The sequence below is a fragment of the Streptomyces sp. R818 genome, assembly GCF_056172735.1.
Genome location: NZ_JAOCNE010000002.1, coordinates 95166 through 119326 on the forward strand (window position 1 = coordinate 95166; position 24161 = coordinate 119326).

17 protein-coding genes are annotated in these 24161 nt (G+C 71.3%); 9 read left to right on the plus strand and 8 right to left on the minus strand.

Translation table 11 applies throughout. The annotated features are described in order from the left end of the window. The 3 genes from N5I75_RS03185 to N5I75_RS03195 form a co-directional block, all read left to right on the plus strand. Positions 1-806 (plus strand): extracellular solute-binding protein (locus N5I75_RS03185; RefSeq protein WP_476674034.1); only part of this gene is annotated, 806 nt, incomplete at its 5' end. A gap of 57 nt (positions 807-863) precedes the next feature. Continuing rightward, positions 864-2363 (plus strand): glycoside hydrolase family 36 protein, encoded by a 1500-nt coding sequence (locus tag N5I75_RS03190; protein WP_476674036.1) that lies wholly within the window; start codon positions 864-866, stop codon positions 2361-2363. Positions 2364-2467: 104 nt separating this feature from the next. Next, complete coding sequence (locus N5I75_RS03195; protein ID WP_476674038.1) at positions 2468-3619, plus strand: ROK family transcriptional regulator; 1152 nt, start codon at positions 2468-2470, stop codon at positions 3617-3619. A 46-nt stretch (positions 3620-3665) separates the two neighbouring features. On the opposite strand, the gene N5I75_RS03200 is transcribed toward N5I75_RS03195, so the two are convergent. From N5I75_RS03200 to N5I75_RS03220, 5 genes are all read right to left on the minus strand, one after another. Then, a complete protein-coding gene (locus tag N5I75_RS03200; protein WP_476674040.1) occupies positions 3666-5861 on the minus strand; it encodes an AbfB domain-containing protein in 2196 nt (731 codons plus the stop codon). Between the two features lie 323 nt (positions 5862-6184). Then, the gene (locus N5I75_RS03205; RefSeq protein ID WP_476674042.1) at positions 6185-6874 is read right to left on the minus strand and encodes a TetR/AcrR family transcriptional regulator; all 690 of its coding nucleotides are present in this window, start codon (positions 6872-6874) and stop codon (positions 6185-6187) included. 193 nt (positions 6875-7067) lie between these two features. Further along, a complete protein-coding gene (locus N5I75_RS03210; protein ID WP_476674044.1) occupies positions 7068-9437 on the minus strand; it encodes a GH92 family glycosyl hydrolase in 2370 nt (789 codons plus the stop codon). A gap of 145 nt (positions 9438-9582) precedes the next feature. Beyond that, positions 9583-11700: a glycogen debranching protein GlgX gene (gene glgX / locus N5I75_RS03215; RefSeq protein ID WP_476674046.1), complete on the minus strand. Its 2118-nt coding sequence runs from the start codon at positions 11698-11700 to the stop codon at positions 9583-9585. After that, positions 11697-12233: a pep a2 gene (locus N5I75_RS03220; RefSeq protein ID WP_476674048.1), complete on the minus strand. Its 537-nt coding sequence runs from the start codon at positions 12231-12233 to the stop codon at positions 11697-11699. The genes glgX and N5I75_RS03220 overlap by 4 nt, the downstream gene beginning before the upstream one ends. 286 nt (positions 12234-12519) lie before the next feature. Here N5I75_RS03220 and N5I75_RS03225 point away from each other — a divergent pair, with 286 nt between their 5' ends. The 5 genes from N5I75_RS03225 (at position 12520) to glgB (ending at position 20257) form a co-directional block, all read left to right on the plus strand. Next, positions 12520-12768, plus strand: a complete 249-nt coding sequence (locus N5I75_RS03225) for a DUF5133 domain-containing protein (RefSeq protein ID WP_476674050.1) — start codon at positions 12520-12522, stop codon at positions 12766-12768. A 36-nt stretch (positions 12769-12804) separates the two neighbouring features. Further along, positions 12805-14775, plus strand: coding sequence for an alpha-1,4-glucan--maltose-1-phosphate maltosyltransferase (locus N5I75_RS03230; RefSeq protein ID WP_476674052.1), 1971 nt, complete (start codon positions 12805-12807; stop codon positions 14773-14775). A 77-nt stretch (positions 14776-14852) separates the two neighbouring features. Next, entirely contained in the window at positions 14853-16571 is a 1719-nt protein-coding gene (treS, locus tag N5I75_RS03235; protein ID WP_476674720.1) for a maltose alpha-D-glucosyltransferase, read from the plus strand. Positions 16572-16575: 4 nt separating this feature from the next. After that, positions 16576-17973 carry a maltokinase N-terminal cap-like domain-containing protein gene (locus N5I75_RS03240; protein WP_476674054.1) on the plus strand — a complete coding sequence of 466 codons (1398 nt, stop codon included), beginning with the start codon at positions 16576-16578 and terminating at the stop codon, positions 17971-17973. A gap of 1 nt (position 17974) precedes the next feature. Beyond that, on the plus strand, positions 17975-20257 hold the full coding sequence (gene glgB, locus N5I75_RS03245; RefSeq protein ID WP_476674056.1) for a 1,4-alpha-glucan branching enzyme: 2283 nt from the start codon (positions 17975-17977) through the stop codon (positions 20255-20257). Here glgB and N5I75_RS03250 read toward each other — a convergent pair. The 3 genes from N5I75_RS03250 to N5I75_RS03260 form a co-directional block, all read right to left on the minus strand. Further along, positions 20244-20966 carry an ANTAR domain-containing protein gene (locus N5I75_RS03250; RefSeq protein ID WP_476674058.1) on the minus strand — a complete coding sequence of 241 codons (723 nt, stop codon included), beginning with the start codon at positions 20964-20966 and terminating at the stop codon, positions 20244-20246. The genes glgB and N5I75_RS03250 overlap by 14 nt on opposite strands. A 51-nt stretch (positions 20967-21017) precedes the next feature. Next, complete coding sequence (locus tag N5I75_RS03255; protein ID WP_476674060.1) at positions 21018-21704, minus strand: ANTAR domain-containing protein; 687 nt, start codon at positions 21702-21704, stop codon at positions 21018-21020. A gap of 110 nt (positions 21705-21814) precedes the next feature. Continuing rightward, positions 21815-22462: a hypothetical protein gene (locus N5I75_RS03260; RefSeq protein WP_476674062.1), complete on the minus strand. Its 648-nt coding sequence runs from the start codon at positions 22460-22462 to the stop codon at positions 21815-21817. Between the two features lie 227 nt (positions 22463-22689). On the opposite strand from N5I75_RS03260, the gene N5I75_RS03265 reads away from it, so the two are divergent. Next, entirely contained in the window at positions 22690-24156 is a 1467-nt protein-coding gene (locus N5I75_RS03265; protein WP_476674064.1) for a P-loop NTPase family protein, read from the plus strand. Positions 24157-24161: the final 5 nt, after the last annotated feature.

Here is a 24161-nt window from a genome sequence, read left to right on the forward strand (position 1 = left end):
TGGAACAGGCGATAGCCAAGGCCACCGTCGACGACAGGGGTCGCAACGGCCTCGACCCCGGCTTCGACAAGAACAAGGTGCGGACCTACGGCTTCCTGCCCGAATGGGCCGACGGCTCCCAGGGCCAGAACGGCTGGGGCGACCTCGCCGCCGCCAACGGGTTCACCTACCTCGACAAGAACCCGTGGGGCACGAAGTACCGCTACGACGACCCGAAGCTCGCCGAGACCATCGGCTGGTTCAAGTACCTCATCGACAAGGGGTACGCGCCCCGCTTCGACAAGCAGTCCACCGTCGCCAACTCCGAACTGCTCACCGCGGGCAAGGGCGCCATCATGGTCGCGGGCTCGTGGACCATCCCCACCTTCACCGACCCCAAGATCAAGCAGAAGCTCGCGTTCGCGCCGCTGCCGACCGGACCGAGCGGCCGCAAGAGCGCCATCAACGGCCTCTCCGACGCCATCTGGGCCGGCTCCGAGCGCAAGGACCAGGCATGGAAATGGGTCAAGTTCCTCGCCTCGCCGGACTGCCAGAACCTCGTCGCCGAACACGCCGTCGTCTTCCCCGCGCTGAGGTCCGCCACCGAGAAGGCGCTCGCCACCCATCAGGCGAACGGGCGTGACGTGCACGTCTTCACCGACGCGGCGGCGGACAAGGACACCACGTTCCAGCTGCCCGTCACCGAGCACGGCACCGAGATCGGCCCGATCGTCCAGGAGGCCATCCAGTCGGCGATCCTCGGCCAGACCTCACCCGCGTCGGCCCTGAAGTCGGCCAACGACAAGGTCAACGGCCTCTTCAAGTAGCGACCCCCGCACACGTACAGACACACGTATCCAGCGGAGACACCCACAAGGAGATACATGCCCCAGGTCGTAGACGCCGGAGGGCGCGCGTTCGCCGTCGAGCTCGCGGGCGGCACCCGGCCCGAGCCCGTCGACGGAGGACTGCTGCTGCCGCCCGGCCGGGTGGCGCTGCTGCACGGCCTCGGCGACGCGCTGTTCTACCGGCACGGACACAACTCCTGGAGCCCGTGCGGCTGGCGCCGCCTGTCCGAGGAGCCGCTGCGCATCGAGAGCGCCGAACGCCGCACCACCGCCGACGACACCGTGTGGGACGACCCCGCCCGCCACCACTCGTCCGCCGTCGCCGCCCTGCGGGGCCCGGACGGTCGGGTGCTGCTCCTCGGCGCGCTCGGCCTCGACACCCCGCGCCTCACCGCCGACCAGGACACTCTCGCCGGCTGGTACGAGCGCGAGGGCGCACCCTGGTTCCTCGCGTACGGCGCCGAGGACGAGGTCTTCGCCGCCTACACCCGCCACCTCGCCGACCGCCTCGGCCGCAGCGGCAAGCGCGCGGGCGACGTGTGGTGCAGCTGGTACGCGTACTACGAGAACATCACCGAGGAACAGCTCACCAAGGACATCACCGCCCTGCGCGGCCTGCCCTTCGACGTCGTCCAGGTCGACGACGGCTGGGAGCGGACGGTCGGGGACTGGCAGGCCAACGACAAGTTCCCCGCCGGAATGCGCGCGCTCGCCGATCGCATCAAGGAGGCCGGGCTGCGGCCCGGACTGTGGATCGCCCCGTTCATCGCCCTGCCCGGATCCCGTACGGCGCGGGAGCGGCCCGAGCTGCTGCTCCGCGACGCACACGGCGACCCCGTGATCGCCGGGCACAACTGGGGCACCGGCTACTTCACCCTCGACCTCACCCTGCCCGCCGCCCAGGACCACCTGCGCGAGACGATCCGCCGGGTCGTCCAGGAGTGGGGGTTCACCTACCTCAAGCTCGACTTCATCGGCGCCGCCACCGCACCCGGCGTACGCGCCACCGACCTCGGCCGCGAGGAGTCCTACCGGCTCGGCCTGCGCATCATCCGCGAGGAGGCCGGCCCGGACGCCTATCTGCTCGGCAGCGGCGCACCCCTGCTGCCGTCGCTCGGGCTCGTCGACGGCATCCGCAGCGGCCCCGACGTCGCGCCGCTGTGGGAGCACTACGCGACCCAGGACCCGTCGGACGCCCTGGCCCGCAACGCCGTCGTCAATACGCTCCACCGGCTGTGGCAGTCGCCGCTCCTGGAGGTCGACCCCGATGTCGTCTACTTCCGCAGCCGCCTCAACCTCCTGACGGAGCAGCAGCAGAGCTGGCTGCGCGACCTCGCCGACATCTGCGGGTTCCGGGCCGTGTCCGACCCGCCGGGGTGGCTGCGCCCCGACGAACTGCAGGCCATGACCGCCTACTTGGAGCACCGGCCCGAGGTCCGCAGGCTCGGCCGCTACCGGTTCGCGCTCGACGGGAGGGAGGTCGACTTCACGCCCGCGGTCAGCCCGGAGACGGAGCAGCGCTATCCGATCGCCTGAATACGGCTCATCGCCCGCGTTCGGCTCAAGCATCGCGCCCCGCATTAGTAAACTCTTCAGCAATATTCAGTAGCGGGCCCGCAACCCCTCCAGGGAGCACCAGGATGGCGACGACCGGAACAGACATGTCCCGGATGCGCGAGATGAACCAGCTGTCGATCGTGTGGGCGCTGCGCGGCAACCCGCCGTCCACGGTGACCGAGCTGGCGGGGCGCGCCGGTCTGTCCCGGCCCGCCGTGGACGTGCTGGTGCAGGGGCTCGTGACCGACGGCTGGGCCGAGGTCGAGGAGCCGGGGGCGAGCAGCGTGGTCGGACGGCCCGCGCGGCGCTTCCGGTTCCGGGCGAGCGCGGGCCACGCGCTCGGCATCGACATCGGCGTCCACAAGATCCTCGTCATGGTCAGCGACCTGGAGGGGGAGATCGTCCGGGCCGGGCGCCGCCCCGTCGACCCGGAGGCGGGACCCGAGGCACGGCTCGCGGTGGTCGACGCCGTCATCGACGAGGTGCTGCGCGGCGCGGGCATGACGCCGTCCGACATCTGGGCCGTCACGGTCGGGGTGACGGGGCCGGTCGACGCCTCGGGCCGCACCACCCTGTTCACGCCGCTGCCCGGCTGGCACACCACCGACCCGGCCGCGCACCTGGCGGCCCGCTTCACCTGCCCGGTCCAGGTGGAGAACGACTGCAAGCTCGCCGCCGTCGCCGAGCGCTGGAAGGGCGTCGCGCAGGACGCCGACGACATCGTCTTCCTCCTCGCCGGGCTGCGCACCGGCGCCGGACTCATCCTCGACGGCACCCTGCGCCGCGGCCACGGCGGCGCGGCGGGCGAGATCGGCGCGCTGAAGGCGGTCCGCTGGCTCACCGCCCCCGACCACCTGGAGAACTGCCCCGGCGTCCCCGCGACGGCGGGCGAGGCGGCGGCCTGGGTGTTCCAGGCGGCCCGCGAGGGCGACAAGGACGCCAAGACCGCCGTCCGCCGCTACACCCGCGACCTGGCCGTGGGCGTCGCCGCGCTCGTCCTCGCCCTGGACCCGCAGGTCGTCGTCTACGGCGGCGGCTTCTCCCGCTCCGCCGACGTGGTCCTCGAACCGCTCCGCCGTGAACTGACCAAGCACTGCCTGCGCCTGCCGGAGCTGCGCGTCTCGACCCTGGGCGACGAGAGCGTGGCCCTCGGCGCGCTGCGCCTGGCCCTGGACGAGATCGACAGCCGCCTGCTGAGCGACGGCCTGGCGGCACCTTCGGCGCCACGCGGGTAGGCGGCCCCGCCCGGGTAACAGGGCGGGACCGCGACAGGTCAGGGCATCAGGGTGCCCAGGGCGCCTCCACCGCCCACGTCGTGTCCTCGGTGAACGACGCCGGATTGTCGGCGGCCCGCGCGCCACCGGGCACGGCGAGGTAGATCTCGGCGTTGTAGTGGCGCAGGTACTGGCCCGGGAAGTTCTGGGCCATCAGCCGGACCCCGCCCTGCCCCTGCACGGCGCAGAAGGTGGCGTCCGCGCGGAACAGCGCCGAGCCGTCACCGGCCTCCCGGTGCACCCGGAAGTCGCGGTGGCGCAGGTACTCGCCCGGGTAGTTGCGGGACTCGAAGGAGTAGCAGGCGCTGTCCGCGAGCCCGGGCACCACGCGCCAGGTCGCGTCGTTCTTCAGCAGCGCACTGCTGCCGCTGTTCACGACGTCCGTGTACGCGAGCGCGTCCTTGTGCCGGAGGTAGCGGTCGGTGTAGCCGGGCGTGGTGACCCGCAGCGACCTGTACCCGGTGGGCAGCGTGACCGGCGCCGCCGGGCTCTTCGAGGCGTTGATCAGCGCTTGGTTCGCCGCCTTGACCCGCGCCTGGTCGACCTTGGTGACCTGCCGGTCGTACGTGAGCAGGCCGTTGATCTCGTTCTCGACGTCCGTGATCTCCGTGTAGACGGAGGCCGACAGACCGGCCGGCATCTGCTGGAGGCGCAGCGCGTCGATCAGGCCGATGAACCGGTTGTTCAGATGCGCGGCGTCGGCCTGGTCCTCGTACGAGAACCCGTTGCCCGGCGACCATTCGTGCCCGGACACCCGGAGCCCGAGCCCGCCGAACTCGCCGAGGACGGCGGCCCGCGTGGCCGAGGGACGGGTCACCCCCGGTCCCACGTAGTTGTGGTGGTCGATGACGTCACCGTTGCCGCCGTCGACGGCGCCGCAGCAGTTGATGCCGCTCATGTTGTCGACGAGGCGGGAGGGGTCGGCCGCCTTCACCTTGTCGGCGATGCGGGCCTGGTCGTACTGTCCCCAGCCCTCGTTCTCGTCGACCCACATCACCAGCGACGGCGAGCTGCGGTGCTCGTCGATGATCTGGTCGAACTCGGCCTCCCACTGGGTGCGGGCGGCGGCGTCCGGGGTGCGGGTGTCCATCGCGGGCATGTCCTGCCAGACGAGGAGTCCGAGCCGGTCGGCCCAGTAGAACCAGCGCTGCGGCTCGACCTTGATGTGCTTGCGGACCATGTTGAAGCCGAGGTCCTTGTGCTTCTGCAGGTCGTACTTGAGGGCGTCGTCGGTGGGCGCGGTGTAGATGCCGTCGGGCCAGTAGCCCTGGTCGAGGGTGCCGGTCTGGAACACGAACTGGCCGTTGAGCAGCAGGCGTTGCCTGCCGTCGACGGTGCCGCGCGAGATCGACCGCATACCCGCGTACGAGCCGACGGTGTCGACGACCGTGGAGCCCGAGACGAGTTCGGCCCGCACGTCGTACAGGAACGGATCGTCGGGGGACCACAGGCGCGGGTTGGCGATGCGCACCGAGAGCTGCGAGCCGACCGCACCCGTGACCGTGCCCACCGTCGTCCCTCCGGAGCTGACGGTGATCCGCGCGCTCTGCCCGCTGATCCCGTCGCCGCGGACGGTGACGCGCAGGGTCGAGTCGGACAGGTTCGGCACCATGTCGAGGCGGGTGATGTGCGCCGGGGCGGTGGGTTCCAGCCACACGGTCTGCCAGATTCCGGAGGCGGCGGTGTAGAAAATGCCGCCGCCCGGATGCGGGGTCACGTCGTTGATGCGCTGCTTGCCGACGGCCTGGCCGCCGGTCTGGGTGGGGTCGAGGACGGAGACCACGATCGTGTTCGTGCCGCCGTTGAGCAGCGGCGTGATGTCGTACCCGAAGGCGTCGTAACCGCCGCTGTGGACGGCGCCCGCCTGCTGCCCGTTGACCCACACCGTCGTACGCCAGTCACTGGCGCCGAAGTTGAGCTGGACGCGGCGGCCGTTCCAGTTCGACGGCACGGTGAAGGTGCGCTTGTACCAGAGCTTGTCGTTCTGGGTGATCTTCCGCTGGATGCCGGAGAGCGCGGACTCCGCGACGAACGGCACCCGGATCTGCTCGCTGAACGAGGCCGGCTGCCCGGCGCTCGCCGAGGTGACGGCGAAGTCCCAGATGCCGTTGAGGTTGGCCCAGTCGGGCCTGGTCAGCTGGGGCCTCGGATACTCCGGGAGCGGGGCGTCCCGGGACACCTGATCGGTCCACGGCGTGGTCATCGGCGCCGGTTTGGGGGTCCAGGCGGCGGGCGCCGCCTGCGCGGCGGGGGCGAGAGCGGTGGCGCCGCCCAGGAGCAGGGCCAGGGCGGAGAGCAGGATGCCGAGCGCGTGGCGCGCCGGTCTGAAACGCGGGGCAGGGGTCGATGGCGCATCGGAGCTCCTCGTGTCGCGGGTCGCGGCCGGGTGGATCCGTGAAGTCGTACCGGGGTCGTGCGGCGCGTTCTTACATCGTTGTAAGGGCAGTTTCTACGCACTCGCCAGGGACACGTCAACGCTTCGGGCGCGCCGAATTCCGTACGGGGTGGACTGCGGCCGGAAATCGCCTACGCGGTGGGAGTGCTCGGGGCCCGGTGCGGACCCAACTCCCCGAGCACTGCGCCCAGTTGCGCGGGAGTGAGCGCGGGGGAGGGGAGGGAGGCGGAGGCGTCGGGTGCGGCGCGCAGGCTGTCGAGGAACAGCGCGAGCGGGCGGCGCCAGGCGTCGGCGGTGGTCGCGCTCGTCAGGGCCGGGACGGCGCGGCCCAGCGCGGCCAGCGCGAAGAGGACGTCCTCGGGGGTGACATCGGCGCGGACGGAGCCCTGCTCCCGGCCGCGCTCCAGGAGGAGTTCCAGGGTGCGGCGGTTGTGCGCGTGCACGGCCTCCAGCGCCTCGATGCCCCGGAGCGGCGTCGTCATGAGATCGTTGGTGCCGCGGTCGGAGGCGAGGACGGTGAAGACGGCGTCGAGGTAGGCGGTGAGGCCCGCCCACGCGTCATCGGCCTCCCGGGCCGCGTCGCCCGCGGTCATCGTGTCGGCCAGCGGCTCGTGGAAGACCGCGTCGACGAGGGCGACGCGCGTCGGGAAGTGCCGGTACAGCGTCGCGTTGCCGACCCCGGCCCGGCGCGCGATGACGTCGAGCGGCGCCTCCAGGCCCTGCTCGCGGAAGACCTCGCGGGCCGCCTCGGTCAGCAGCTCGCGGTTGCGGCGCGCGTCGCGCCGCCGTGGGGCCGCCGCGCGGTCTGCGCCGTGGGTCATGGTCGTCCTCCGTCGGGGCCGTGCCTGGGAACCGGGGAGCGCTCCCCGGCGCCCTCGGAGGGATGCTATCGCCCGGCCCGGACAGGAAGCGCTCCCCGCGTTCGCCCGGGGTCGGGCTGCCGTCGACGGGGACGGGTGCGCCTTCGCGGCAGCGAGTGCGGCCCCCCGGGAGCGAGGGCCGCACTCGTCGCGCTCAGCGCTTGGCGGCGGCCAGCGCGGGCGGAGCCATGCCCGCACCCCAGCTCGTCGGCCTGTCCGAGAGCTTGACCGTGATGGTCCCGGAGCGGAGCAGGTCCTTGTGGGAGAGCCAGCTCCGGTGCAGCGCACCCTTGCCGGTCCGCACGGAGGACACGTACTGCGCCTTCGAGGCGTCCGCGCCCGGCGCCGCGATGGTGATGCGGCGGCCGTGCGCGGGCCGGATCTCGACCTTGTCGAACATGGGCGCCGACAGGATGTAGCGCGCCGAGCCGGGCTGCGCCTCGAAGACGCCCGCCATGGCGAAGACGAGCAGCGACGACGTCGAGCCGAGGTCGTCATTGCCGGGCATGCCGTACGCGTCGTCGGTGTACAGCGTCCGCAGCGCGCGCAGCACCGCCGACGTCTTCCACGGCGAACCGGTCCACGCGTACATCCACGGCGCGTGGAAGTCGGGCTCGTTGTTCGGGTTGAAGGCGAAGTTGTTGTGGTAGTCGTAGGCGCCCGTCACCCAGGACTCCGAGGCGGCCTTCGCCGGGTCGGTGAGCACGGTCGGCAGGTCGAAGAACGTGTCGAGCCGCTGCTCCGCGCTCTTCTGACCGCCCATCAGGCCGAACAGGGTCTTCGGGTCCTGCTGCGCCAGCCACTGGTACTGCCACGCGGTGCCCTCGTGGAAGGCGCCGGACTGCGTCGGGTCGGGGTCACCGGCGACGCTGCCGTCGGCGTTCCTCGTGACCGGGAACCCGGTGTAGCCCTGCGAGGTGACGGAGGTGTCCCACAGCTTGGTGAAGTTGTCGCAGCGCGAGGCGAGCGTCGCGGCCTTGTCCTTGTGGCCGAGGCCCGCGGCCATCGTGGACAGGGAGCAGTCGGCCAGGGCGTACTCAAGAGTCGCCGAGCCCGCCTGGCGGCTGTCGCCGAACTTGTAGCCCGGCAGGCTCTGGTAGCCGACGAAGCCGTTCTTCACGTAGGTCGGGTTGCCGTCACGGCCGCGGAAGAGGGACTGGTCCGCGGGGACCTCGTTCGCGTTCTTCCAGAGCGCGTCGAAGAGCTTGGCCGACGTGCGCTTGTCGAGCAGGCCCCGGTTGTACAGGTCGACGACCCATGGGGTGACGGGGTCGCCGCTCATCACGTTGGTCTCACCACCGCCGAGTCCCCAGCGCGGCAGCCAGCCGCCGTCCTCGTGGATCCGCAGGACCGACTTGGCCATGTCGGCGGCCTTGTCCGGTTCGAGCAGCGCCACCAGTTGGTTCTGCGAGCGGTAGGTGTCCCAGAGGGAGAACATCTGGTAGTACGGCGCGTCCGCCTTGTGCACCTTGTCGTCGAAGCCGCGGTAGCGGTTGTCGACGTCGGAGCCTATCGAGGGGTGCAGGAGCGAGTGGTAGAGCGCGCTGTAGTACGTGCGCTGGTCGGCGGTGGAGCCGCCCGCCACGCGCATCCGGTTCAGCTCGTCACGCCAGGTGTCGTGCGCGCTCGTGCGCGCCTTGTCGAACGAACGGGGCTGCTCCGCCTTGCGGTTGAGCCGCGCGCCGTCGACCGAGGTGTAGGACAGGCCGACCGAGGAGCCGACCCGGTCGCCCTTGGCGGGGTCGAACGACAGCCAGGCGCCGGCGCGCTTGGCGCCGCGCGACGCCTCGCGCCGGTCCGGGGTGAGCGTGGAGTCGGTCCACGTGCCGAACGTCTTGAACTTGCGGTCGAACTTGGCGCTGAAGTAGACCCGGTAGCGCTCCTTGCCGGTCTCCCCGCAGAAGTTGCCGCCCTGGACCCAGCCCTCGACGGTGTCGTTCCCGACCACCTCGATGTCACCGGCGTACGTGCTGCCGTTGCTCTCGCCGGCCTCGATGAGCACGTTCTGGGCGCCCGATCCGCCGGGGAACGTGTAGCGGTGCTGGCCGGTGCGCTGCGTGGCGCTCAGCTCGGCCTCGATGCCGTTGTCGAACGTGACGCCGTAGTAGCCGGGCGAGCGGCGCTCGTTGTCGTGGCTGAACTTCGCGGCGTACTGGGCCGGGTCGGACGAGGTGACCGCGCCCGTGGTCGGCATGAACCGGATGTTGCCCATCGTCTGGCAGCCGACGCCCGACAGGTGCGTGTGGCTGAAGCCGAGGATGGTGTCCTGCGCGTAGTCGTAGGACGCGTACTTGTTCAGCTGGGTGTCGGGGCTCAGCTGCACCATGCCGAACGGGGTCGTGGCGCCCGGGAACGTGGTGCCGTCACCGTTGTTGCCGATCGACGTGTCGACCAGGGTGGTGGGGTCCTCGGCGAACCGCGGCCCCCGCTCGTGGGCGTACGCCGCGCCGGTCGTGGTGGCGGTGGCCGTGGCCATGGTGGCGATGACCAAGAAGGCGGTGGACAGGCGTTTCCACGCTCGCATCGCGATCCTCTCGTGCGACAACGTTGTCATACGTGCCCGTCGATCTTTGTTCCTCAGGTGCCGTCCCGTCAATGCATCGTTGCAAAAACGATGCCGTCACCCGGGCGGGCGCCCCGGTGACGGCATACGTGTGAACAGGTGTGGGCTACCGGCGTCTCCGCCTGCCCTCGGTCTCGCCCGGCGGGCGGGACAGTACGACCAGGCTCCGCTCCGTCACGAGCAGCGAGGTCCCCGCCTTGTGCTCCCGCTCGTCCACGGTGCCGTTGGGTTCGGCGGTGTCGATGAGCGTGGTCCAGCGCGTCCCGAAGCAGGCCTCGGGCAGCACGAACTCCGTCGGCTCCCAGAAGCAGTTGAACAACAGCAGGAAGGAGTCGTCCCTGGCCGTACGGTTGCGGGAGGCGGGCGCCGAGACCTCGTCGCCGTTGAGAAACACACCGATCGCGTGCGCGTCGGGGCGGCCCCAGTCCTTCGCGGTCATCTCGGCCGCGTCCGGCCGCAGCCACACCAGGTCCGGCAGCTGCCCGTCCTCCTGCGGGACACCCTCGAAGAAGTGACGGCGGCGCAGGACCGGATGGGCCAGGCGCAGGGCGATCAGCTCCCGGGTGAAGCCGAGCAGTTCTCGCTGCTCCTCGCCCAGGTCCCAGTCGATCCAGCTCACCTCGTTGTCCTGGCAGTACGCGTTGTTGTTGCCGTTCTGCGTACGGCCCAGCTCGTCGCCGTGGCTCAGCATCGGGATGCCCTGCGACAGCATGAGCGTGGTCAGGAAGTTGCGCTGCTGGCGTGCGCGCAGCTCCCGTACCGCCGGGTCCTTCGTCGGGCCCTCGGCGCCGCAGTTCCAGGACCGGTTGTGACTCTCGCCGTCCTGGTTGTCCTCGCCGTTGGCCTCGTTGTGCTTGTCGTTGTACGAGACCAGGTCCCGCAGGGTGAAACCGTCGTGCGCGGTGATGAAGTTGACGCTCGCGCGCGGCCGTCGCCCCTCGTGCTCGTACAGGTCGGCGGAGCCGGTGAGGCGGGAGGCGAACTCCGGCAGGGAGTGGTCGGTGGTGCGCCAGAAGTCCCGTACGCAGTCGCGGTACTTGCCGTTCCACTCGGACCACAGCGGCGGGAAGTTGCCGACCTGGTAGCCGCCGTCGCCGAGGTCCCACGGCTCGGCGATCAGCTTGACCCGGCTGATGACCGGGTCCTGCTGGATGACGTCGAAGAACGCGGAGAGCCGGTCCACCTCGTGGAACTGGCGGGCCAGGGTCGCGGCCAGGTCGAAGCGGAAGCCGTCGACATGGCACTCGGTCACCCAGTACCGCAGCGAGTCCATGATGAGCTGGAGGACGTGCGGGTGGCGCACCAGGAGGCTGTTGCCGGTGCCCGTGGTGTCGTAGTAGCGGCTGAAGTCCTCGTCCGAGAGGCGGTAGTACGAGGCGTTGTCGATGCCCCGGAAGGAGAGCGTCGGCCCGTTCTCGTTGCCCTCGGCCGTGTGGTTGTAGACCACGTCGAGGATGACCTCGAGCCCGGCGGCGTGCAGGTCCTTCACCATCTGCTTGAACTCGGTGACCTGTTCGCCGAGCGTGCCCCGGGCGGCGTAACTGTGATGCGGCGCGAAGAAACCGATCGTGTTGTAGCCCCAGTAGTTGGACAGGCCCTGGTCGAGCAGGAACCCGTCCTGGAGGAACTGGTGCACCGGCATCAGCTCGACCGCGGTCACGCCGAGGGACTTCAAATGCTCGACGACGGCCGGGTGCGCGAGCCCCGCGTAGGTGCCGCGCAGCTCCTCGGGCACACCCGGATGGGTGCGCGAGAGCCCCCGTACGTGTGCCTCGTAGATGACCGAGTCGGTGTACGAGTACGACGGCGGCTTGTCCGCGCCCCAGTCGAAGGAGCGGTCGACGACGACCCCGCACAGTCCGTGCCCCGACTCGCCCCGGCGCTTCGGCTCCTCGTGGACCGCGAGGGCGTAGGGGTCCAGGAGGAACGCCGAGGAGTCGCAGCGGTGTCCCGAGCTGGGCTCCCAGGGGCCGTGGACGCGGTAGCCGTACCGCTGACCCGGGCCCACGTCCGGCAGGTAGCCGTGCCACACGCAGCCGTCGATCTCCGGCAGCGTCACCGCTCGTTCGCCGCCGTCCGGGTCGAGCAGGATCAGATCGACCTGGTCGGCGACCGCGCTGAACAGCGCGAAGTTCGTGCCCCGGCCGTCGAACGTGGCGCCGAGCGGGTAGGGGCGCCCGGCCCTGACGCCCTCGTCCCCGGTGTCCGTCGGGCGGCCCGTCACGAGGCGGTTCCGGCGGGGGCGCTCTCCAGGGCGGGCGCGCTCTCGACGGCACGGATGATCTCGCGCACGGCGCTCCCGGGTGCCATCGGGGTCTGCGGCAGGGTCAGCGCCTCGCTGGACCACGGCGCGGGCTCCTTGCCTGCGAGCGGCTCGCGGTCGTGGTCGGACTTGCGCAGGGAGAACCAGATGATGCGCCGGCTGTTCGTGGTGCAGCTGCCCCAGCCGTCGCTCAATGTCGCTATTTCCAGCAGGTGCGACCGCTCGTCGTCGGGGCGCTCGGCCTCGGAGGCGTCGTGGTGCGACACCGCGGTGATCAGGTGCTGGCCGGTCCACCAGGTCTCGATCGCCACGCGCTCGACCGGGCCCTCGGCGGCCGCGTGCAGCAGCAGGCCGACCCCGCGGGTCGCCGACGTGACCAGCTTCTGCAGCCCCCAGTAGCGGAGGTGGGCCGCGACGACGCGCTGCATCTGTGTGACGCGCTCCGGCGAGGACTCCACCTCGACGTGGTAGTAGCGGGGCTCTGTCCGGTTCATGGTTCGTGCTCCTCACCGCGTGACTCACGCCTGGACGCGACGGCTTCTCGTGCGCACATCGCGTGAGCTCTGCTCGCTCGAGAGTCAATGACCAGCCTTGACCGCATACTCCATTGGTGCAACACGAGCGTGACCGGCCCGTGACGCTCCGCTCAACAGGACGGATCGCCGATCACCCCGCACCATGGTGACGAGCGGCCCTGTGTGACGGTCCGCTCTCACTCCGTGCATGTTCGGCAACCCGTGGGGTCATGACCCCGCGGATTCCAGGAGGTCGACGGATGCCATGGATGCATCACAGGTCGGCGTGGAGATCGAGGGACAGCTGAAGCGATACCGGTGGTGGGAGCGGCGTTTCCTGGCGGCTCCCACAGACGCGAGGGTCCGCGCGCGGTTCGAGCTGGCCGTCGCGGCGCTGTGCGCCGCGACCGGCGAGCGATGCGGCCGCGAGGCGGCGTCCACGGCCGAGCGCCATGTGCGCGCCGTCCGTCCCACGGGCGGGGACGGGCGGCGGCCGACGAGGCCGGCCCCATGAGCCCGACCGCCGAGCAGAGCACTGGAGGTGAGAGCGATGACGAGTAGGGCACAGCTGGTTCCCGTGCAGATCGAGGACGTGCGTCCCCGGGTCCACGGCGGCCGCGGCATGGCGAAGGCCGTCGTCGGTGAGGCGTTCCCGGTCACGGCCCTGGTGTTCGCCGAGGGGTCCGCCGTCGTACGGGCCCACGCCGTCCTGCGTGACCCGGAAGGACGCACCGTCGACTGCGTCCCGATGCGCGAACTGGTCCCGGGCGAGGACCGGTGGAGCGCCTCCGTCACGCCGACCTCCACCGGCGGGTGGAGTTACTGCGTGCAGGCGTACGTCGACCCCGTCGCCGCCTGGCAGCGCGACGCCGCCCTGAAGGTGCCGGCCGGCGTGGACAGCGACATCACCCTCGAAGAGGGCGCCGAGCACCTGGAGCGCGCCCTCGGCCGGGTCACCGACGAGGCGGACAGGCGTACGTTGTTCGAGGCCATCCGGGTCCTGGCGGACGCCGCGCGGGACGACGCGGAGCGGCTCGCGGCGGCCACGGCGCCCGAGGTGTGCGCGGTCCTCGCGGCCCACCCGCTGCTCCACCGGCTCACCGAGAGCCCGTCGCTGCCCCTGCTCGTGGAGCGGGAACGCGCCCTGTACGGCGCCTGGTACGAGTTCTTCCCGCGCTCGGAGGGCGCCGTCGTCGAGCCGGGTTCCGCGCCGGTCAGCGGCACCTTCGCCACGGCCGCGCGCCGTCTGCCCGCCATCGCGGCGATGGGTTTCGACGTCGTCTACCTGCCGCCGGTCCACCCCATCGGCACGACGCACCGCAAGGGGCCCGACAACAGTCTGACGCCGGGCCCGCACGATGTCGGCGTGCCCTGGGCGGTCGGCTCCGCGGAGGGCGGGCACGACGCGATCCACCCCGACCTCGGCACCCTGGACGACTTCGACGCGTTCGTGGCACGGGCCCGCGGGGAGGGCCTGGAGGTCGCGCTCGACTTCGCGCTGCAGTGCTCACCCGACCACCCGTGGGTGGAGAAGCACCCGGAGTGGTTCCACCACCGCCCGGACGGCACCATCGCGTACGCGGAGAACCCGCCGAAGAAGTACCAGGACATCTATCCGATCGCCTTCGACCGCGACCTGCCGGGCCTGGTCGCGGAGACGGTGCGGGTCCTCCGCCACTGGATGGCGCACGGCGTCCGCATCTTCCGGGTCGACAACCCACACACGAAGCCGGTCGCGTTCTGGGAGCGGGTGATCACGGAGATCGGCCGCACCGACCCCGACGTCATCTTCCTGGCCGAGGCGTTCACCCGTCCGGCGATGATGCGGTCCCTTGCCGAGGCGGGCTTCCAGCAGTCGTACACGTACTTCACCTGGCGCAACACCAAGGCCGAGCTGACTCAGTACGTACAGGACCTCGCGGGTGAGCCGGCCGCCGCCATGCGGCCCAACTTCTTCGTCAACACGCCGGACATCCTGCACGAGTTCCTCCAGCACGGCGGCCGGCCCGCCTTCGAACTCCGCGCCGTCCTCGCCGCGACCCTCTCACCCGCCTGGGGGGTCTACAGCGGTTACGAGCTGTGCGAGAACACCCCGCTGCGCCCCGGCAGCGAGGAGTACCTGCACTCCGAGAAGTACGAGCTGCGCCCGCGGGACTGGGCGGCGGCCGAGCGCGAGGGGCGCACCATCGCCCCGCTGATCACCACGCTCAACGCCATCCGGCGCCGCAATCCGGCGCTGCGCGGGCTGCGCAATGTGCACTTCCATCACGCCGACAACGAGGCCGTGATCGTGTACTCCAAACGCAGCGGCCCCAACACGGTCCTGGTGGTGGTCAACCTCGACCCGCACCACGCTCAGGAGACGACGGTCCGGCTCGACCTCGCGCACCTTGGCACCGGCGCCGACACCGCGTTCCCCGTGCGCGACGAACTCACCGGCGCCACCTACACGTGGGGTGCGAGCAACTACGTGCGCCTCGTGCCGGGGGAGTCGCCGGCCCACGTCTTCACCGTCGGCTGACCCCGCGCCGGCGGACACCGCCCCTCACTCTCCTCATTCCGCGTCCTCGGAGGCAGACCCGAATGACCACGGACGACATGGCGCAGGCTGCGCAGGCCTCGTACATGCCCACGAAGTCACCCGACCCCGAGTGGTTCAAGCGCGCCGTCTTCTACGAGGTGCTCGTCCGCTCCTTCTGCGACAGCAACGGCGACGGCGTCGGCGACCTGAAGGGCATCACGTCCAAGCTGGACTATCTGCAGTGGCTGGGCGTGGACTGTCTGTGGCTTCCGCCGTTCTACACGAGCCCGCTGCGGGACGGCGGCTACGACGTGGCGAACTACATCGTCACGCTGCCCGAGTTCGGCGACCTCGCGGACTTCGTGGAGTTCGTGGACGCGGCGCACCAGCGGGGCATGCGCGTCATCGTCGACTTCGTCATGAACCACACGAGCGACCAGCACGAGTGGTTCCAGCAGTCGCGCACCGACCCGGACGGGCCGTACGGCGACTACTACGTCTGGTCCGACGACGACAAGAAGTACGAGGACGCGCGGATCATCTTCGTCGACACCGAGGTCTCCAACTGGACCTTCGACCCGGTGCGCAAGCAGTACTTCTGGCACCGCTTCTTCTCCCACCAGCCGGACCTCAACTTCGAGAACCCGGCCGTCCAGGAGGAGATGATCGCCGCGCTGCGCTTCTGGCTGGACCTGGGCATCGACGGCTTCCGCCTGGACGCCGTCCCCTACCTCTACGCGGAGGACGGCACCGACTGCGAGAACCTGCCCGCCTCCCACGAGTTCCTCAAACGGGTCCGCAAGGAGATCGACGCCAACTACCCCGATGTGGTGCTCCTGGCGGAGGCGAACCAGTGGCCCGAGGACGTCGTCGACTACTTCGGGGACTTCGCGTCGGGCGGCGACGAGTGCCACATGGCGTTCCACTTCCCGGTGATGCCGCGCATCTTCATGGCGGTCCGCCGCGAGACGGCCGAACCGATCTCCGAGATCCTGGCGAAGACCCCGGCCATCCCGTCCGGCTGCCAGTGGGGCATCTTCCTGCGCAACCACGACGAGCTGACCCTGGAGATGGTCACCGACGAAGAGCGCGACTACATGTACGCGGAGTACGCGAAAGAGCCGCGGATGCGCGCCAACATCGGTATCCGCCGCCGCCTCGCCCCGCTGCTCGACAACGACCGCAACCAGATCGAGCTGTTCACCGCGCTCCTCATGTCGCTCCCGGGCTCGCCGATCCTCTACTACGGCGACGAGATCGGCATGGGCGACAACATCTGGCTCGGCGACCGCGACTCCGTACGCACACCCATGCAGTGGACCCCCGACCGCAACGCGGGCTTCTCCTCCAGCGACCCCGGCCGCCTCTCCCTCCCGACGATCATGGACCCGGTCTACGGCTACCAGGTCACCAACGTCGAGGCCCAGATGGCGTCACCCTCCTCGCTCCTGCACTGGACCCGCCGCATGATCGAGATCCGCAAGCAGAACCCGGCGTTCGGCATGGGGTCCTACACCGAACTGTCCTCCTCCAACCCGGCCGTGCTCGCCTTCCTCCGCGAGTACGGGGACGACCTGGTGCTGTGCGTGCACAACTTCTCCCGCTTCGCGCAGCCCACCGAGCTCGACCTCCGGGCGTACGAGGGACGCCACCCGGTCGAACTGATCGGCAACGTCCGCTTCCCCGCGATCGGAGAACTGCCCTATCTCCTGACCCTGGCGGGACACGGCTTCTACTGGTTCCGGCTGCGGGGCACCAGCATGACGCCCCGCATGGCACACCACGATTGGACCTGAATCCATGACTTCGCCTCTGCTGTCCGATACGGCCGTCGGTCCCGCCCAGGTGCCCGCCTCCTCCCTCGCGGCGCTCCTGGCGCGCTGGCTTCCCCGCCAGCGCTGGTTCACCGGCCAGGGCCGGGACGTCACCGGTGTCTCCGTGGCCGCGGCGACGGCGCTGACGACGGACTGCTACCACCTCCTGGTCCGCGTCGATCAGCGTGGCTCCTCGGACGGCGCGCACTATCAGGTCCTCCTCGGCGTGGCCACGCACGTGCCGCCACGCATGAGCCCCCACATGATCGGTGAGGTCGAGGCGCGGCCCGGCGAGCGGCTGATGGTCTACGACGCCGTCCACGACCACCGCGCCGCGATCGTGCTCCTCGAACGGCTGCGCAGGGGCGGTTCCGCGGGCCACCTGCGCTTCGAGTCGCTGCCACGCACCTCGGTGCCGTGCGGACTGACCCCGCGCGTCCTGGATGTGGAGCAGTCCAACACCTCGATCGTCTACGGCGACGAACTCATCCTGAAGCTGTTCCGCCACATCCAGCCCGGCATCAACCCCGACCTGGAGGTGACCGGAGCCCTGGCCCGGCACGGCTTCACCCAGGTCCCCGCGCCGATCGGCTGGTTCCAGACGGAGGCCCCGTTCTGGTCGACGCTCGGCATGGTGCAGCCGTTCCTCACCGAGTCGACGGACGGCTGGACACTGGCCCTGGAATCCAGCCGCCGCCGCACGGGCTTCACCGAGGAGGCGCGCGAACTCGGCCGTACGACAGGGGAGTTGCACGTCGCCCTCGCCAAGGCGTTCCCGACCGCCAAGCGCGCCGCGGACCAGTCGGCGCGGCTCGCCGACGCGATGACGCACCGGCTGCTCCGCGCGGCCGCGAGCGTCCCCGAGCTGCGCCCGTTCGTGCCCGACCTCCAGGACGTCTACGCCGCGGCCGTCACCGAGGGCGGCGACGCCCCGCTCCAGCGCACCCACGGCGACCTGCACCTCGGCCAGGTCATGCACGCCCACGGCCGCTGGCACATCGTCGACTTCGAGGGCGAGCCGGCCAAGCCCGTCCCCGAGCGCCGCGCCGACCGCTCGCCGATCGCGGACGTCGCCGGGATGCTCCGCTCCTTCGACTACGCGGCCCGCTCCGGCGGGGAGTTCCACCCGCGCTGGGCCGACCGCTGCCGGGACGCCTTCTGCGCCGGATACGGCGAGTCCGGCGGCTTCGACCCGCGCGCCGTCCCCGCCGCGCTCCGCGCGCACGAGGCGGCCCGCGCCGTCTACGAGGTGGTCTACGAGTCGGTGTACCGCCCCGAACTGCTCACGGTGCCGATGAGCGCGGTGGCCCGCCTGTGCGCGGGCGGCACCGCGGGCACAGGCGCCCCGCACAGGTCCGACCAACTGCCCGCCCAGGAGGCCTGACATGTCCGTCGCCGACCCCGTAGCGCTGGAGCCGGCCGAGCCGCTGGTCACGTCGGAGCCGCTCGTCGAACCGGTGGACCGCGTGTCCGACGTCGCCCCGCTCGCCCCCCTGGACGACGACGTACGGGCCCGGCTCCTGTCCGGCGCCCACCACGACCCGCACTCCGTCCTCGGCGCCCACCCCGTGCGCGGCGGGCTCGCCGTGCGCTGCCTGCGCCCGCACGCGACCCACGTGTCCGTCGTCGTCGGCACACGTGTGTGGGACCTGCGCGACGAGGGCGACGGCCTGTTCGCGGGCCGCATCCCCGGCCAGGGCCATGCCCCCTACCGGCTGCGCGTGACCTACCCCGACGGCGCCGTCGAGACGGCCGACCCCTACGCCTTCCCGCCCACCCTCGGCGAACTCGACCTGCACCTCATCTCCGAGGGCCGCCACGAGCAGCTGTGGACGGCGCTCGGCTCGCACGTGCTCGAACGCGACGGCGTGCCCGGCACCCGCTTCACCGTCTGGGCGCCGAACGCGCGCGGCGTCCGGGTCCGCGGCGACTTCAACCACTGGGACGGCACGGCGCTGCCCATGCGCTCCCTCGGCTCCTCCGGCGTGTGGGAGCTGTTCGTCCCCGGGATCGGCCCCGGCGCCACGTACAAGTACGAGCTGACCGGGCCCGACGGGCAGCGCCTGGAGCGGGCCGACCCGATGGCGCGGCGCACGGAGGTCCCCCCGGCGACGGCGTCCATCGTGTGCGACAGCGCCTACGAGTGGGGTGACGACACGTGGCTGCGCCACCGCGGCGACCGCCCGGTGCACGCCGCCCCCATGTCCGTCTACGAGGTGCACCTCGGCTCCTGGCGGCCCGGGGCGACCTACCGCCGCCTCGCCCACGAACTCACCGAGTACGTGTCGGCGCTCGGCTTCACCCATGTCGAACTGATGCCGGTCGCCGAGCACCCCTTCGGCGGCTCCTGGGGCTACCAGGTCACCGGCTTCTACGCGCCCACCGCCCGCCTCGGCGGCCCCGACGACTTCAAGTACCTCGTCGACACCCTGCACCAGGCCGGCATCGGCGTCATCCTCGACTGGGTCCCCGCGCACTTCCCGCGCGACGAGTGGGCCCTCGCCGAGTTCGACGGCCGCCATCTGTACGAGCACGAGGACCCGCGCCGCTCGGCCCACCCCGACTGGGGCACGCTCGTCTTCGACTACGGGCGCAAGGAGGTCCGCAACTTCCTGGTGGCGAACGCGCTGTACTGGTGCGAGGAGTTCCACATCGACGGCCTGCGCGTCGACGCCGTCGCCTCCATGCTCTACCTCGACTACTCGCGCGAGGAGGGACAGTGGGCCCCGAACGAGTTCGGCGGCCGGGAGAACCTCGACGCGGTCGCCTTCCTCCAGGAGATGAACGCCACGCTCTACCGGCGCGTGCCGGGCGTCGTCACCATCGCCGAGGAGTCCACCGCCTGGAACGGTGTCACCAGGGCCACCCACGACATCGGCCCCGACGGCTTCGGCGGCCTCGGCTTCGGCCTCAAATGGAACATGGGCTGGATGCACGACTCGCTCGAGTACATCGCGCACGAACCCGTGCACCGCAAGTACCACCACAACGAGATGACCTTCTCGATGGTGTACGCCTACAGCGAGAACTACGTGCTCCCGATCTCCCACGACGAGGTCGTGCACGGCAAGCAGGCCCTGGTCTCGAAGATGCCCGGCGACTGGTGGCAGCGGCGCGCCAACCACCGCGCCTACCTCGCCCACATGTGGGCCCACCCCGGCAAACAGCTGCTGTTCATGGGGCAGGAGTTCGCGCAGGGCGCCGAGTGGGTGGAGGACGAGGGGCCGCAGTGGTGGGTCCTCGACGAGGCCAACCCGGCGGCCGGCGACCACCGCGGGGTCCAGCGGCTCGTGGGCGACCTCAACCGGCTGTACGTCTCCCATCCCGCGCTGTGGGAACAGGACGCGAGCCCCGAGGGGTTCCAGTGGAGTGCGGCCGACGCCGCCGAGGACAATGTCTTCGCGTTCGTCCGCCGCGCCGCCGACGGCACTCCGCTGCTGGCGGTGGTGAACTTCTCCCCGGTGGTCCGCGAGGGCTACCGCCTGGGCGTGCCGCCCGCCGCGGGGCAGTGGCGGGAGATCCTCAACACCGACGCGACACGGTACGGCGGCAGCGATGTGCGCAACGCGGAGCCGGTGGACCAGGAACCCGAGCCGTCGGGCGGTTTCCCGGTGTCGCTCACCCTGCGCCTTCCGCCGCTGGCGGCGGTCTGGCTCACTCCGATGTGACGGTGGCGGGCAGCAGCCCGTTCTCGATGACCTCCCGGGCCACCTCGTTCAGCAGGATGCGGTGGTGCCGGGCGTGCCGCCGCAGCGCGTCGAAGGCCTGGTTGAGGGTGATGCCGCCGCGGACCGCGAGGACGCCCTTGGCCTGCTCGATGACGATGCGGGTCTGCAGGGCCGTGTGCAGCTGCTCGTTGACCGTGTGCTGCTCGTGGATGACACGGGCCTGAAGCAGCCCGATCGTGGCGGCGTCGGCAAGGGCCTGCGCGAGGGCGAGGTCGTCGGCGCTCATCGGCCGGTCTTTGGTGCGCAGCAGCAGGAGACTGCCGAGATTGTCCTGGCGCAGCCGCATCGGCACGGCGGTGGCGAGCGTGTAGCCGACGGCCTCGCGGTGGCGGAGGAACTCGGGCCAGCGCGTGGCCGCGTCGGCCCGGTCCCGCGCGGTGACCACCTGGGCCGTGCGGTGCGCCTCCACGGCCGGGCCCTCGACACACGCGACGTCCAGGACCCGCTGCAGGGCGGGGCTGGGATCGCACGGCGCCGGGCTGTGCAGATGCGGTCCCGGGTGGGCGAGGAAGACGGCGGCGTCGGTGACGTCCAGGAGCTCCTGGCAGCGGACGGTCATCTGGTGCAGGAAGTCGATGACGTCGAACTCCTCCACCAAGGTGTCGGCCAGCTCCACGAAGGCTCGGGCGATGTGCTGTTCCCTGCTCATGGGTGTACTCCTCGGCAGCCGCGCGGAGCGTGCCCGGCGCGGCCTGACGGATCAGTTCGGATCATGCGGCAGCTCCCGCCGGATGATGCGGTGGGCGGTCTCCGACAACGACTCGCCCGAGGCGTAGGCCTGGGCGCGCAACCGGTCCAGGGCCTCGGCCAGCGTGACGCCCATCTTCTCGCTGAGCACCCCGGTGGCCTGGTGCACCTCGGCCCGGTGCAGGCCCACCGTCCCCGCCAGACCGGGGGCGGCGCCGGTGTCACCGCTCTCCGGCCACCGGTTGAGGATCTGCTGCGCCAGCGCGTCGGCGACCAGCCGGCCGTGCGTGGACTGCAGCGCCGTGAGCGGCCCCGGGGTGCGCCGGTGACCCGTCATCGTGCCGACCTGGACGGCGCCGATGCGGACCGGCCAGACGAACAGTGCCGCGATGCCCAGCTCCTCGGCCTCGGCGGCGAACTGCGGCCACTGCCGGGTGAGCAGCCGCCCCAGATCGGGCAGCTCGCGCACCCCCGTCTCGTCCTCCCGGAAGAGCCGGCTGGGGCCCTGCCCGAGGATGAACTGAAGGTCCTCGATGCGCGCGCTGGTCGCATCGCTGAACCACACCAGTTCCTGCCCGAGCGTGACGGCGATGCCGCCGAGGCCGAGCGCCCGCGCGGACGCGGCGGCCCACGACCGGCGCTCCTCGTCGCTCGTCGCCGCGTGCAGACTGGCCAGAAGGTCGCGCACAGTGGAACTCATTTCCGCACACGCTTTCGTCGGTGCTTCCCCAGCGGCGCGGCGGCCGCCGGCCGCACCTTGTCAGCGTAATGGAGCCGGTACCGTCCGACAGCCGCCGGGCACAACTGCCCCTACTCGGCCGCGGGCTCGGGCGACTTGGCCTGCTCGGGCGTGCTGTAGAAGACCGACGAACCCTGCTTGCTGCGCTGGGCGAGACCCTTGGCGACAAGGCCCTCGACCGTCGTCCGCACGACAGGCTTCTTGAACGTACGGTCCGGGTGCGCCGCGGTCAGCGCGTCGGCCAGCTCGGCCGCGGAACGCGGCTCCGTCTGCTGCTTGAGGTACTCCTGCACGAGGTTGACCAGCGTCGGCTGCGCACTCGCCGACGCCTTGCGGGCGGGGCGCGCGGTGGAAGCGGCCTTGCCGGCAGGGGTCTTGCCGGCAGCGGTCCTGCCGGGCGCGGTCCTGCCGGACGCGGCCTTCGTGGCGCGCGGCTGCTTGCGCTGCTTGGGCGCGCCGCTCTTCGCGCTCGCGGCGGCGGGGGCGGACTTGCGGCGCGGTGCCTTGTCCGGCGCGAGGGTGCTTCCCTCGGCGCCGAGCGCCTGCTGCATGCTGACCAGGATCGCCTGGTCGTCCTGGAGCGCCCGCAACTTGTTCTGCAGCGTCTCCAGTTCGGTGCCGATCTCCTCCTGTTCCTTCGCGTTGCGCTCGAGATCGGCGGCGACCTGGGCCGCGTACTGTTCCTTGACGTTCGGGTTACCGGGCTTGGGGTCCGTCACGAGAAGCTCCTGGGTTCACTGGTCCGGCGATGAGCGGATAAGGCGGAGGACCTGATGATTGACCGAGTCTAGGACAGCGCCTACTGCATGACGTAGAAACGCCGTACATCGGGGTGCGGGGCACGTGTGCGCAGGCGCGGCGGGAACGTGGAGTGCTTCGTGCGACGGGCGCCAGGGCCCGGCGCCCCGATCCGCCGCATCGCCGGTGGTCCCTCAGGGAGTGAGCCATGTCGCAGCCCGCCGGAATCCACGACTTCGGGGCCCTGTTCTTCGGCAGCCGGGCGCAGTTCGAGCCCGCTCACGTGGAAAGTGTGTGCGAGGAGGTCCGGGGGAGTGGAGTGCGTGACTTGTACGTCGTGGTCCACGGGGTCCACAACGACAAGGACGCGAGTGCCGCGGCCGACGGCGCGTTCCGGCACCTGCTCGCCGAAGCGTGGGACGGCGGGACACCCGAGGCCGGATTCCTCGGTGTGCACTGGCCCTCGCTGTGCTTCAGGGACGAGGGCGCACCCGGAATCACCCCGCAGGACGGCGACGAGGAGGGGATCACCGGGGCCACGGCGGACGACCTGCACCGCCAACTCCCGGACAGTGCAGGCCCGTTGAGCGACATCATCGCCCTGCTGAACGAGCGGCCCGAACGCGGCCTCGCCTTCGACGACTTCGGCTCCGCGCTGCGCCGCCTGGCGGAGATCCCCTTGCAGGACCCAGTCGCGGAGTTCACCTCCGACACGAAGGGCGAGGTGCTGCCGCAGGCCGACCCCCTCATGCTCTTCGAGGACACCCGGACGGTGTGCGCCGAGTTCGCGGGCGCGCTGCGGGACCTGCGCCGCGCCCTCACCCTCAAGGCGGGCGAGCCCGCGCGCCACGAGAGCGGCGCCGCCGCCTCCGAGGTGTCCGACGAGGGGACGCTCCTGGAGACCCGGACGGCGGGGCCGCGCCCCGCGCGCCCGCTCAGCGAGCGGGTGAACAGGGCCGGCACGGTCGCCGCGGGCGGCCCGGTGGGGGAGACGGCCCGCGCGGCGGACCTCGCCGACCTGTGGACGGGGGCCCGCGAACTGTTCCGGCAGGTCGTCCGCCATGTCCTGCGCCGCAGGGCCGGATTGATCGGCCAGGCGGGCCTCGGCCCCTGCCTGCCGATGCTGGCGCGGGGCACCGACGTGCGGCTGCACCTCGTCGGACACGGGCTCGGCGCGCGGCTCGCCGGTTTCGCGCTGCGCGGCCTGGAGGAGAGCGGCGCGGACCCCGTCGCCCTGTCCTCCCTCACCTTCCTCCAGGGCGAGATGTCCCACTTCGCCTTCGCCGACAGCCTGCCGCAGCAGGTGTCGGGCCACGGCGCGCTGTGGAGCCGCCGCCGCCTCGTCCAGGGGCCGCTGCTCTGCACGTTCTCGCACCTCGACTCCCATCTCGGCGTGCTCTACCCGCTGTCGGCCCAGATGATCGGCGACTCCAGCGAACTGGCCACCACCGCGCGCAAGTGGGGCGCGCTCGGCTTCGACGGCATCCAGGGGGTCGACGGGCCCCCGCCGGTCGAGGTGAAGGAGGCACCGGAGCAGGACGGCCGGCAGGCGCCGTACCTCAACGTGGACGTCTCCGAGGTGATCCGCTGCGACGACGTGCCGATGGGCGGGCACCACCGAGTCTTCCACCCCGAGATCGGCCGGCTGTTGCGGTGCGCGGCGGAGTGGGCGTGAGGCCC

Excerpts from the sequence above, each read along its gene's own strand:
- N5I75_RS03190 (WP_476674036.1), top strand. The coding sequence starts at position 864 with ATGCCCCAGGTCGTAGACGCCGGAGGGCGCGCGTTCGCCGTCGAGCTC.
- N5I75_RS03210 (WP_476674044.1), bottom strand. The coding sequence starts at position 9,437 with ATGCGAGCGTGGAAACGCCTGTCCACCGCCTTCTTGGTCATCGCCACC.
- treS (WP_476674720.1), top strand. The coding sequence starts at position 14,853 with ATGGCGCAGGCTGCGCAGGCCTCGTACATGCCCACGAAGTCACCCGAC.
- N5I75_RS03205 (WP_476674042.1), bottom strand. The coding sequence starts at position 6,874 with ATGACCCACGGCGCAGACCGCGCGGCGGCCCCACGGCGGCGCGACGCG.
- N5I75_RS03255 (WP_476674060.1), bottom strand. The coding sequence starts at position 21,704 with ATGAGTTCCACTGTGCGCGACCTTCTGGCCAGTCTGCACGCGGCGACG.
- N5I75_RS03220 (WP_476674048.1), bottom strand. The coding sequence starts at position 12,233 with ATGAACCGGACAGAGCCCCGCTACTACCACGTCGAGGTGGAGTCCTCG.
- glgB (WP_476674056.1), top strand. The coding sequence starts at position 17,975 with ATGTCCGTCGCCGACCCCGTAGCGCTGGAGCCGGCCGAGCCGCTGGTC.
- N5I75_RS03195 (WP_476674038.1), top strand. The coding sequence starts at position 2,468 with ATGGCGACGACCGGAACAGACATGTCCCGGATGCGCGAGATGAACCAG.
- N5I75_RS03265 (WP_476674064.1), top strand. The coding sequence starts at position 22,690 with ATGTCGCAGCCCGCCGGAATCCACGACTTCGGGGCCCTGTTCTTCGGC.
- N5I75_RS03250 (WP_476674058.1), bottom strand. The coding sequence starts at position 20,966 with ATGAGCAGGGAACAGCACATCGCCCGAGCCTTCGTGGAGCTGGCCGAC.
- N5I75_RS03240 (WP_476674054.1), top strand. The coding sequence starts at position 16,576 with ATGACTTCGCCTCTGCTGTCCGATACGGCCGTCGGTCCCGCCCAGGTG.
- N5I75_RS03225 (WP_476674050.1), top strand. The coding sequence starts at position 12,520 with ATGGATGCATCACAGGTCGGCGTGGAGATCGAGGGACAGCTGAAGCGA.
- N5I75_RS03200 (WP_476674040.1), bottom strand. The coding sequence starts at position 5,861 with ATGACCACGCCGTGGACCGATCAGGTGTCCCGGGACGCCCCGCTCCCG.
- N5I75_RS03230 (WP_476674052.1), top strand. The coding sequence starts at position 12,805 with ATGACGAGTAGGGCACAGCTGGTTCCCGTGCAGATCGAGGACGTGCGT.